Annotated in this window: 10 protein-coding genes; 4 read left to right on the forward strand and 6 right to left on the reverse strand. The window is 69.5% G+C overall.

Translation table 11 applies throughout. The features are described from left to right. From ABZ342_RS48205 to ABZ342_RS48220, 4 genes are all read right to left on the reverse strand, one after another. The coding region (locus ABZ342_RS48205; protein WP_360488636.1) for a succinate dehydrogenase/fumarate reductase iron-sulfur subunit at nucleotides 1–755 on the reverse strand (755 nt) is incomplete at its 3' end. Further along, entirely contained in the window at nucleotides 752–2,668 is a 1,917-nt protein-coding gene (locus tag ABZ342_RS48210; protein ID WP_155542044.1) for a fumarate reductase/succinate dehydrogenase flavoprotein subunit, read from the reverse strand. The genes ABZ342_RS48205 and ABZ342_RS48210, both read right to left, overlap by 4 nt. 51 nt (nucleotides 2,669–2,719) lie before the next feature. Continuing rightward, complete coding sequence (locus tag ABZ342_RS48215; protein WP_155542043.1) at nucleotides 2,720–3,544, reverse strand: hypothetical protein; 825 nt, start codon at nucleotides 3,542–3,544, stop codon at nucleotides 2,720–2,722. Further along, a complete protein-coding gene (locus ABZ342_RS48220) occupies nucleotides 3,541–3,828 on the reverse strand; it encodes a hypothetical protein (protein WP_196425237.1) in 288 nt (95 codons plus the stop codon). Before ABZ342_RS48220 ends, ABZ342_RS48215 begins: the two co-directional genes overlap by 4 nt. A 234-nt stretch (nucleotides 3,829–4,062) precedes the next feature. Between ABZ342_RS48220 and edd the strand changes: the two genes are divergently transcribed. The 4 genes from edd (at nucleotide 4,063) to ABZ342_RS48240 (ending at nucleotide 10,014) form a co-directional block, all read left to right on the forward strand. Continuing rightward, on the forward strand, nucleotides 4,063–5,949 hold the full coding sequence (edd, locus tag ABZ342_RS48225; protein ID WP_360488641.1) for a phosphogluconate dehydratase: 1,887 nt from the start codon (nucleotides 4,063–4,065) through the stop codon (nucleotides 5,947–5,949). Further along, nucleotides 5,946–6,551, forward strand: a complete 606-nt coding sequence (eda, locus tag ABZ342_RS48230; RefSeq protein WP_360488644.1) for a bifunctional 4-hydroxy-2-oxoglutarate aldolase/2-dehydro-3-deoxy-phosphogluconate aldolase — start codon at nucleotides 5,946–5,948, stop codon at nucleotides 6,549–6,551. Before edd ends, eda begins: the two co-directional genes overlap by 4 nt. A 213-nt stretch (nucleotides 6,552–6,764) precedes the next feature. Then, a complete protein-coding gene (locus tag ABZ342_RS48235) occupies nucleotides 6,765–8,741 on the forward strand; it encodes a PEP/pyruvate-binding domain-containing protein (protein ID WP_360488647.1) in 1,977 nt (658 codons plus the stop codon). Between the two features lie 19 nt (nucleotides 8,742–8,760). Beyond that, a complete protein-coding gene (locus ABZ342_RS48240; protein WP_155542039.1) occupies nucleotides 8,761–10,014 on the forward strand; it encodes an MFS transporter in 1,254 nt (417 codons plus the stop codon). 29 nt (nucleotides 10,015–10,043) lie between these two features. Here ABZ342_RS48240 and ABZ342_RS48245 read toward each other — a convergent pair whose 3' ends face one another. Beyond that, a complete protein-coding gene (locus ABZ342_RS48245; RefSeq protein ID WP_155542038.1) occupies nucleotides 10,044–10,274 on the reverse strand; it encodes a hypothetical protein in 231 nt (76 codons plus the stop codon). Continuing rightward, a complete protein-coding gene (locus tag ABZ342_RS48250; protein WP_360488651.1) occupies nucleotides 10,271–10,798 on the reverse strand; it encodes a regulatory protein RecX in 528 nt (175 codons plus the stop codon). Before ABZ342_RS48250 ends, ABZ342_RS48245 begins: the two co-directional genes overlap by 4 nt. Nucleotides 10,799–10,970: the final 172 nt, after the last annotated feature.

Genomic DNA, 10,970 nt, shown 5'->3' on the forward strand with positions numbered 1-10,970 from the left:
CCTCCGCCCGCTGGTGCGCTGGGAAGCGCCGGCCCTGGAGACCGACGACCGCATCGCCGGCACGGTCCCGTCGGAGGGCACGGGGCTGCTGCTGGGTCGGTGATGTGGATGCCTTCCGGGCAGACCTCGCTGCAGCACTTGGTGATGTTGCAGTAGCCGAGGCCGTGCTCCTCCTGCGCCGCGTCACGTCGGTCCGCGACGTCGAGCGGGTGCATCTCCAGCTCGGCGATGCGCATCAGGTACCGCGGCCCCGCGAAGGCTTCCTTGTTCTCCTCGTGGTCGCGGACCACGTGGCAGGTGTTCTGGCACAGGAAGCACTCGATGCACTTCCGGAACTCCTGCGACCGCTCGACGTCCACCTGCTGCATCCGGTACTCACCGGGCTTCAGGTCCGCGGGCGGGGTGAACGACGGGATCTCCCGCGCCTTCGTGTAGTTGAAGGACACGTCGGTCACCAGGTCGCGGATCACCGGGAACGTCCGCATCGGCGTCACCGTGATCACCTCTTCCTCGGTGAACGTCGACATCCGCGTCATGCACAGCAGCCGCGGCTTGCCGTTGATCTCCGCCGAGCACGAGCCGCACTTGCCCGCCTTGCAGTTCCAGCGCACCGCGAGGTCCGACGCCTGGGTGGCCTGCAGCCGGTGGATGATGTCGAGGACGACCTCGCCCTCGTTCACCTCCACCGTGAAGTCCTGCAGCTCGCCGCCCGTGTCGTCGCCGCGCCAGACGCGGAAACTCGCCTTGTAGCTCATGCCTTGCTCCCGGGGTGCGCCTCGAGCTCGTGGTCGGTGTAGTACTTCCCGAGCTCGCCGAACTCGAACAGCTCCAGCAGGTCCTGCCGCAGCGGCACCTGCTCCTTCACCACGACGTCGACGTTCGGGACGACGGGGTTGTCCCCCTCCGACGCCGAGCACACCAGCAGCTTGTGCCGCCACTCGGCGTCCATGCCCGGGAAGTCGTCGCGCGTGTGGCCACCGCGGCTCTCGGTGCGCGTCAACGCGGCCTTCGCGACGCACTCGCTGACCATCAGCATGTTGCGCAGGTCGATCGCGAGGTGCCAGCCGGGGTTGAACTGCCGGTGCCCCTCCACGGTGACGCGCAGGATCCGCTCCCGCAGCTCGGACAGCTTCACCAGCGCCTGCTCGATTTCGCCGGCCTTGCGGATGATGCCGACGAGGTCGTTCATCGACTGCTGCAGTTCGGTGTGGAGGGTGTACGGGTTCTCGGCCGTGGTGCCCTCGGGCGGGTCGAACGGCGCGAGCGCCATCTTCGCCGCCGCGTCCACATCGGACTGCGCGACCGCGGGCCGGTCGGCCAGGCCGCTGACGTACTCGGCGGCGCCGAGCCCCGCGCGTCGGCCGAACACCAGCAGGTCGGACAGCGAGTTGCCGCCGAGCCGGTTGGACCCGTGCATGCCGCCCGAGCACTCGCCGGCCGCGAACAGGCCGGGCACGCTCGCCGCGGCCGTGTCCGGGTCGACCTCGATGCCGCCCATGACGTAGTGGCAGGTCGGGCCGACCTCCATCGGCTCCGCCGTGATGTCGACGTCCGCCAGCTCCTTGAACTGGTGGTACATCGACGGCAGCCGCTTCTTGATCTCCTCGGTCGGCAGCCGGCTGGCGATGTCGAGGAAGACGCCGCCGTGCGGGGAGCCGCGCCCCTCCTTGACCTCGGAGTTGATCGCGCGGGCCACCTCGTCGCGCGGCAGCAGGTCCGGCGTGCGCCGGTTGTTGTCCGCGTCGGCGTACCAGCGGTCGGCTTCCTCTTCACTTTCGGCGTACTGGCCCTTGAAGACCTCGGGCACGTACTCGAACATGAACCGCTTGCCCTCGGAGTTCTTGAGCACGCCGCCGTCGCCGCGCACGCCCTCGGTGACGAGGATGCCCTTGACGCTCGGCGGCCAGACCATCCCGGTCGGGTGGAACTGGACGAACTCCATGTTGATCAGGTTCGCGCCCGCCCGCATGGCCAGCGCGTGGCCGTCCCCCGTGTATTCCCACGAGTTCGACGTCACCTTGAACGACTTGCCGATGCCGCCGGTCGCGAGCACGACCGCGGGCGCGTCGAACAGGATGAACCGGCCGCTCTCGCGCCAGTAGCCGAACGCGCCGGCGATGGCGCCGTCGGTGGTGAGCAGCTCGGTGATCGTGCACTCGGCGAAGACCTTGATCTTGGCTTCGTAGTCCCCGGTCTCGGCGAAGTCCTCCTGCTGCAGCGAAACGATCTTCTGCTGCATCGTGCGGATCAGCTCGAGGCCGGTGCGGTCACCGACGTGGGCCAGCCGCGGGTAGGTGTGCCCGCCGAAGTTGCGCTGGCTGATCCGGCCGTCGGCGGTGCGGTCGAACAGCGCGCCGTAGGTCTCCAGCTCCCAGACGCGGTCGGGCGCCTCCTTGGCGTGCAGCTCGGCCATCCGCCAGTTGTTGAGGAACTTGCCGCCGCGCATGGTGTCGCGGAAGTGGACCTGCCAGTTGTCGTTCGAGTTGGCGTTGCCCATCGACGCCGCGCAGCCGCCCTCGGCCATCACGGTGTGCGCCTTGCCGAACAGGGACTTGCACACGACCGCTACGCGGAAGCCACGTTCCCTGGCCTCGATCACCGCGCGCAGACCGGCGCCACCGGCACCGATCACCACCACGTCGTAGCTGTGCCGTTCGACCTCGGTCATGTAGGAATTCCACCTCGGAAATGGGGACGTCGTTGTCGGGAAGGGCGGAGGCTAGTTCACGAATCTCAGGTCCGAGATCGCCCCGCTGGCCACGAGCATGACGTAGAAGTCGGTCAGCACCAGCGTGCCGAGCGTCGTCCAGGCCAGCGCCATGTGGCGGGTGTTGAGCTTCGTCACCTGGGTCCAGATCCAGTACCGCACCGGGTGCTTGGAGAAGTGCTTCAGCCTGCCCCCGGTGACGTGCCGGCACGAGTGGCAGGAAAGCGTGTAGGCCCAGAGCAGGATGACGTTGGCGAGCAGGACGATGTTGCCCAGCCCGAAGCCGAAGCCGCCGGTCTTCCCGTGGAACGCGGTGATCGCGTCGTAGGTGTTGATCAGCGAAACGACCAGCGCGACGTAGAAGAAGTAGCGGTGGACGTTCTGAATGATCAGCGGCAGGCGCGTCTCGCCGGTGTACTTCGCCTTCGGTTCCGCGACGGCGCACGCGGGCGGGGAGAACCACACCGCCCGGTAGTAGGCCTTGCGGTAGTAGTAGCAGGTCAGGCGGAACCCGAGCAGGAACGGCAGCACGACGAAGCCGAGCGGGATGAACCCCGGCAGGTCGCCGAACCAGTGGCCGAAGTGGCTCGAGCCCTCGACGCACGACGTGGACAGGCAGGGTGAGTAGAACGGCGTCAGGTAGTGGTAGTCGGGCACCCAGTACGCGGTGCGCACGAACGATCGGACCGTCGCGTAGATGATGAACGCCGACAGTCCGAGCACGGTCAGCAGCGGCTGGAGCCACCACCGGTCCGTGCGGAGGGTGCGCTCGGCGATCCGGGCCCGCTTCGGGGACCGGACGCCGGTGCCGACGCCGTTGTCAGCCGGAGCGCTCACCGCTGGTCGCGCTTGTAGCCGCCGACGCCTTCGTCATCGGCGCCGTGCCAGAGCGCCGGGTCGTAGGGGGTGTCGGGCACCGGGACGCGCTCGGCGGCCTTCGCCTGCGCCGGCACCGCCAGCGGCGTGCCGTCGAGGTCCGCGGTGTCGATGTCGAGGCGCTCCACGTCGTTGGCGAGCCGGCGGACCGCCGAAGCGTCGCCGTAACGAGAGCGCAGTGCGCCGACGCACTGCCGGAGCTGGCCGATGGTTCGCCGCAGCTCGGCGATCTCGGAGGTGGACATCATGCCTCCCGTGTGGTGGGGCTGGCAGGGAACCGGCTACGGCTGTGCCACGCGTCGTGCAGTGTGACAACTAGCACACTAACGGTTCCGAAGGTGATCGGGGTCACGCGGGTCGATCTTCTGAATCGATTTTGATTCGGCGTTTTCCCGAGGTAGTGTGGCCAGTGTCACGACCCTGAGGCGTCAGCGCTGCCGTCCCGCGGACCACCACACACCAGTGATCCGGAGCCGGACATGAGCCCCACTCCCACCCCGCTGCACCCGACCGTCGCCGAAGTCACCGCCCGCATCACCGCGCGCAGTGCCGCGACGCGCACCGCGTACCTCGACCGCATGGCCGCCGCGTACGCCGAAGGCCCGGTCCGCCGCGGCCTCGCGTGCAGCAACCTCGCCCACGGCTTCGCGGCCATGGACGGCGTCGACAAGGAGGCGCTGCGAGCCGCGCGCGCTCCCGGCGTCGCGATCGTCTCGTCCTACAACGACCTGCTCTCGGCTCACCAGCCGATGCAGGAGTACCCGGCCTGGCTGAAGAAGTCCGTGCGCTCCGCCGGGGGTGTCGCCCAGTTCGCCGGCGGCGTCCCGGCCATGTGCGACGGCATCACCCAGGGCCGCGCGGGCATGGAGCTGTCCCTGTTCAGCCGCGAGGTCATCGCGATGTCGACGGCGATCGCGCTCTCGCACGACATGTTCGACGCGGCCCTGCTGCTGGGCGTCTGCGACAAGATCGTGCCCGGCCTGCTGATCGGTGCCCTGTCGTTCGGGCACCTGCCGGCCGTGCTGGTCCCGGCCGGGCCGATGAACTCCGGGCTGCCGAACAAGGAGAAGGCGCGCGTCCGGCAGCTGTACGCCGAGGGCCTCGCGACGCGCGAAGACCTGCTCGACGCCGAGGCGGCGTCGTACCACTCGGCCGGCACCTGCACCTTCTACGGCACGGCCAACTCCAACCAGATGGTCGTCGAGGTGATGGGCCTGCACCTGCCCGGCGCCAGCTTCGTCCAGCCCGGTTCGGCGTTGCGTCAGGCGCTGACCGAGGAAGCCGGGCGCCGGGTCGTCGCGATCTCGCGCGGCGAGGAGTACACGCCGGTCTCGCGGATCCTCGACGAGAAGGCGTTCGTCAACGGCGTCATCGCGCTGCTCGCCACGGGCGGGTCGACCAACCACACGATGCACCTGGTCGCGATCGCCGCGGCCGCGGGCATCCAGCTGACCTGGGACGACTTCTCCGACCTTTCGGCCGTCGTGCCGCTGCTGGCGCGGGTCTACCCGAACGGCAGCGCCGACATCAACCACTTCCACGCCGCCGGCGGCCTCCAGTTCCTGGTCGGCACGCTGCTCGACGCCGGATTCCTGCACGAAGACGTCCACACGGTGGCCGGGTTCGGGCTGCACCGCTACCGGGCCGAGCCGATCCTGTCCGACGGCGAGCTCGTCTGGCGCGACGTGCCCACCCGCAGCCTCGACGAAGAGGTGCTGCGCCCGGCGTGGCGCCCCTTCGCCGCGGACGGCGGGCTGCGGATGGTCGAGGGCAACCTCGGCCGCGCGGTGGTCAAGGTGTCCGCGGTGGCGCCCGAGCACCGGGTCGTCCAGGCGCCGGCGCGGGTGTTCACCACCCAGGAGGCGTTCACGGCCGCGTTCCAGGCCGGCGAGCTCGACCGCGACGTCGTCGTGGTCATCCGGCAGCAGGGCCCGCAGGCCAACGGCATGCCGGAGCTGCACGGCCTCACCCCGGCGCTGGGCGTGCTGATGGACCGCGGGCACGCGGTGGCGTTGCTCACCGACGGCCGGATGTCGGGGGCGTCGGGCAAGATCCCGGCCGCCATCCAGGTGACGCCGGAAGCCGCGGTGGGCGGCCCGATCGCCCGCGTCGCGGATGGCGACGTCATCCGGCTCGACGCGTCTTCGGGCTCGCTCGACGTGCTGGTCGGTGACGAAGAACTCGCCCGCCGTGAGCTTGTGGACGGACCGCCGTCCGAAGCATCCTGGACCGGCACCGGCCGAGAGCTGTTCGCCGCGTTGCGCCGTGCCGTCGGCCCCGCTGACCAGGGCGCTTCCGTGTTCGGCGGTCTGACGCCGGAGCACTTCGGAACGCCCGCTTTCACAATCCAGGAGGTCGGTCAGTGACCACCGGTCAGGACCTGCTCGAGCTGTCCCCCGTGATGCCCGTCGTGGTGATCGACGACGCCGACGACGCGGTGCCGGTCGCCCGGGCCCTGCTCGCCGGCGGGATCGGGGTCATCGAGCTGACCCTGCGCACTGCGGCCGCGTTGTCGGCGATCGAACGCGTCGCCACCGAGGTGCCGGACATCGTCGTCGGCGCCGGCACCGTCACCGCGGCGGACCACGCGAAGCAGGCGGCGGACGCGGGGGCGAAGTTCCTCGTGACGCCGGGCTGCACCGACGCGGTCGTCGACGCGTGCTTCGAGACCGGGCTGCCGTTCCTGCCCGGCGCGAGCACGGTGTCGGAGGCGATGCGGCTGGCCGAACGCGGGCTGACGGCGCTGAAGTTCTTCCCGGCGGAGGCGTCCGGTGGCGTCGCGTTCCTGAAGTCGATCGCAGGCCCGTTGCCGTCCCTGAAATTCTGCCCGACGGGCGGCATCACGGTGGCGTCGGCGCCTTCCTACCTGGCGCTGTCGAACGTCGGCTGCATCGGCGGCTCGTGGCTGACGTCCTCGCTCGATTTCGCGACGATCGAGAAACTGGCCGCCGAAGCCGCGAAGCTGTAGCCGAGATCACCCCACGGAATTACGGACCCGAACGGCGGAATCGGCGTCCGGATTCCGGGAGCACCGTTCCCAAGCGCTGGAACGGTGCTCCTAACGGGTGTGGCGGCGGTCATGCGTTGGCCCATTTGTGCCAGTGAGCGGGGCATTTGCGCCACAGTCGGTGATTCACCCCCTGTTATCGTTCCTCCTCGCTGTTTCGAGCGAGGAGATCCGTTGTCCCTGACCGATGTGGTCGCGCCCAGTCCTGCCCCCGAGAACGTCGCCGCCCTCATCGGCGAACGGCTTTCCCTGTCCGCCCTCCACCAGCTGGGCGGCACCCTCGGTGGCTATTCCTTCGTCAAGGTCGTGGTGGACCGCGAAAACGAGGTCATCCACTTCCTGAACGACGCGCGCCATTCCTTTCACGCGATCTATATCGGGGAAGAGATCCTCGGCGTCCCCGAAGAACGGGTGCGCGCGGACATCGACTCCTACAACCAGGACTTCTACCACGCACCGGACCGCCGGTTCCTGCTCGGCATCCTCGCCCGGCACCCGCAGATGCTTTCGCTGGAGACGGTCGAGGTCGACACGATGCCGGCCGAGCTGATCCGCGAATTCCACGCCTTCGTCGCCCGGTACGTCGACCCCGCGCTGCCGCTCGTGTTCAAGCCGGCCAACCAGCTGCAGGAACGGATCGTCCGGGAGATCCCGCCGAGTGAACTGCCCCGGGTGTTCGCGCACGAGCTGTTCTCGACGGCGCCGTTCGTCGCGCTGAACCCCGGCACGGCCACCGGCCGGCTGCGCGCGTTCCGCACCGAGGCCGAGTACCGGGCCGCGACGCTGGACTGGTCGGACATCATCGTGATGGACCGCGTGCCCGACGACATCCCGCGGCTGTCCGGCATCGTCAACGCCCGGCACACGACGCCGTTGTCGCACACCAACGTCCTGGCCACCGGCTGGCAGATCCCGAACGCCGTCCAGGTCGGCGCGCTGGCCGACATCGAGCGCCGCGAGCTCGACGGCAAGTGGGTCGAGTACACAGTGGACGCTCAAGCGCTCTCGCTGCGGGAGATCGCCGAGCCGGCCACGGCGGCGCCGCCGAGCTGGTACGCCCAGCGCGTCACGCTGGAGGAGCCGGAGTCCGAGCGCAGCCCGATCGTGAACCTCGCCCGGCTGCGCGCGGCCGACCGCTACCGCTACGGCACCAAGGGGGCGAACCTCGGCGAGCTGCACCACGTGCTGGCGCACGGTTCGCAGCGCCTGCTCGGCTTCTACCAGGTGCCGCGGCCGCCGCGGGAGAACCTGCTGCCGTACCTGGCCCGGCTGCTGGACGTCCCCGCCGGGGCCTCGGTTCCCGACCTGGCCGCCGCGGCCCGCCGGCTGCTCGACGACCACGTCCGTGTGCCGCGCGGCATCGCGCTGCCGTTCTCGCTGCAGCGGCGGTTCCTGGAGTCGTCACCGCGGATCCAGCAGGCCATCGGCAAGCTGAAGATGGCCCTGGAGCTGGACGCGCGGGAGATCGAGCCGCTGTGCGTCGAGCTGCAAGGCCTGATCCGGTCGGCCCGGATGCCGGGCGCGCTGGCCGGGGAGATCGACTCCGCGCTGGTATCGCAGCTGGCCGGCGTGCGGACGTTCGTCGTCCGCAGCTCGTCGAACGCCGAAGACCTGGCCGGGTTCTCGGCCGCCGGGATCTACGAGTCGCTCAACCACGTCACCACGGCCGAGCGGATCTTCGCCAGCGTAAAGGAAGTCTGGGCTTCGCTGGTGTCGGTGCGCAGCGTCCGGCTGCGGCGGCAGGCGGGGATCTCCCTCGACGAGTGCTACATGGGCGTGGTGATCCAGGAGCAGGTCACGGCCGACTTCGGCGGCGTGCTGGTGACGACGAACCCGATGAACCGCGCGGACTTCCGCACGGTGTACGTCAACGTGTCGCCGCGCGTGACCGACGTCGTCGACGGTTCGGCCCTGCCCATGCAGTACCTGTACTCGACGGTCGAAGGCGGCGGCCGCACGGTGTCGCTCGGCGACGCGACGGCGGACCTCGACTCACGGGCCCACGACCAGCTGCAGCGGCTCGCGATCGCCGGCCGCCTGCTGCAGGGCCACTTCTCGCCCGACTACACGTTCGGCTCGCCGGTGGACGTCGAGTGGCTCGCCGACGGCGACCACCTCCACCTCGTGCAGCTGCGTCCTTATTCTGTTTGACCTTCCGGGAGACACGACCATGCTGGGCCTTCGCCTGCCCGCGAACCCCGCCGTCCGCCGCACCGTCCGGCTGACCTACGGGTTCCAGTTCTTCTTCGGCCTGCTGCTGTGGGTGCCGATCTTCTACCAGTACCAGAAGCTCGCCGGCTTGTCCGACGGCGAGATCTTCGGCATCCAGAGCATCTACTACATCGTGTTCTGCCTGCTGGAGATCCCGACCGGGATGATCGCCGACCGGTTCGACTACCGCACGTCGCTGGCGGCCGGCGCCGGCGTGCTCGTGGCGGCGAACCTGGTGCCGGTGTTCTTGGGCTCGTACACCGGGTTCCTGCTGCACTTCGTCCTGATCGCGCTGGCGCGGTCGCTGGTGTCCGGCGCGCAGAGCGCGTACCTGTACGAATACCTGCACGCTTCCGGTGCCGGGGAGCACTACCTGCGCGTCGAGGGGGTCGGCCGCGCGTACAGCCTGATCGGCAAGATCGTGTACTGGCCGGTGATCGGCCTGCTGATGACGTGGAACCTCCCTTCCCCGTACTGGCTGACGGCGATCAACGCGGGTATCGCGCTCGTGTTCGCGCTGAAGCTTCCCGCGATCCCGGGTGGCCGCGTCGTCAGGGACAAGACGGCGTCGCTGCTCGCCGGAGTGGGCGGCGCGCTGTCGGCGCTGCGCTCGTCACGGTGGCTGATGGTGTTGATGGTCCAAGGCATCGCGATGTTCACGCTGGTCCGCATCTGCCAGGTGAACTTGTTCCAGCCGATCCTGGAGTCGAAGTCCCTGTCGGTGAACTGGTACGGCGCGGTGCTGGCCGCGATGACGGTCTTCGAGGCACTGGGCGCGGCCCGCCCGCACCGCCTCCGCCGCGCGATCGGCCCGGTGGGGTCGGTGTTCACGCTGACGATCGTGATGGCCCTCTGCCTCGGCGCGGTCGTGTTCGTGGGCTCCTTCCCGACGGTGCTGGTGTTGTGCGTCTTCGCGGTGGCGACGGGGATTTCGTTCCCGGTCCAGAAGCAGCTGCTGAACGACTCGATCCCGGACTCCCGCTACCGCGCGACGCTCCTGTCGATGGAGTCCATTGTGGACCGAGCGGTGTGCGCCGTGGTTGCGGTGGCACTGGGTGCGTACCTGGCGGCCGGGCAGCTGAACGAGTTCCTGGTGCTGTCGGCGGTGGTCACGTGCGTGGTGATGGGGCTGCTCGCGGTGCTGTTGCTGGTGGTCCGCAAGCACCGCTCGGACCGCCGGGTGCCGGCCGGCCGGGAGCCGGTCTCGGCGTGACGTGCGCACCGGGCCCGCCGCCCGCGCCGTCACCGGCGCCGGGGCTCCCGGTGGTAGTACACCGTCATCCGCAGCGCGTCTTCGCCCGCGGTGACCTCACTGGCGAAGGTGATGTCTTGTACTTGGACGTCACCGAGTTCGTCGAGCGTGTCGGCGACCCGGCGCAGCAACGCCGCCACGTCACCCTGCCCGGAGCCCTCCGCGTTGCTCTGGGAGAAGTGCGCGACGGTCCACTCCGCGCCGGGACCGGCCGCCGTCACTCGATGTAGGCGTCGTCGAGGAGGGTGGACTCCGCGCCGTACTCGCGGAGTTCCTCCTTGATGACCGTGTACGCCAGCCCCTGCGGGTAGCCCTTGCGGGCCAGGAAGCCGAGCAGCCGCCGCAGTGCCGTCTGCTCGTCGACGTTGCCCAGCGACCCGAGGCGCTTGCGGACCAGCTCCCGGGCCATCTGCTCCTCGGACTCGCGGTCGACCTCGCCCGCCGCCTGCGCGGCGACCTCGTCGTCGACGCCCTTGCGTCGCAGCTCGGCCAGCAGCGCGGTGCGGGACAAGCCCTGGGTCTCGTGCCGGGACTTCACCCACAGCTCCGCGAACTCCGCGTCGTTCACCAACCCTGCCCGGTCGAGCTTGCCGAGCAGGGTTTCGCTGGTTTCCTCGTCGAACCCCTTGCGGCGCAAGGCCTGCCGAAGCTCCTCCTGAGTCCGCGCGCGCACGGCCAGGAGGTCGTAACAGATCTCCTTGGCCTTCTTGTAGCGCTCCTCGGGAGGAAGCTCGGCCGGCAGGATCTTCGGCGCCCTGGCCACCTGGATCACTCCTCGATCTTCAAGCCCAAGCCACGTGTCACCACGCAACGCGACCACGCGGGGGGTCCAGGGGGCTTGCCCCGCCGTCACCTGATCGACCAGATCCGCCCGGCCGACGACGGCACTCTGGGTGAAGCCTCCGGCCATCGCCTTT

This window comes from Amycolatopsis sp. NPDC005961 (assembly GCF_040629235.1).
GTDB lineage: Bacteria > Actinomycetota > Actinomycetes > Mycobacteriales > Pseudonocardiaceae > Amycolatopsis > Amycolatopsis camponoti.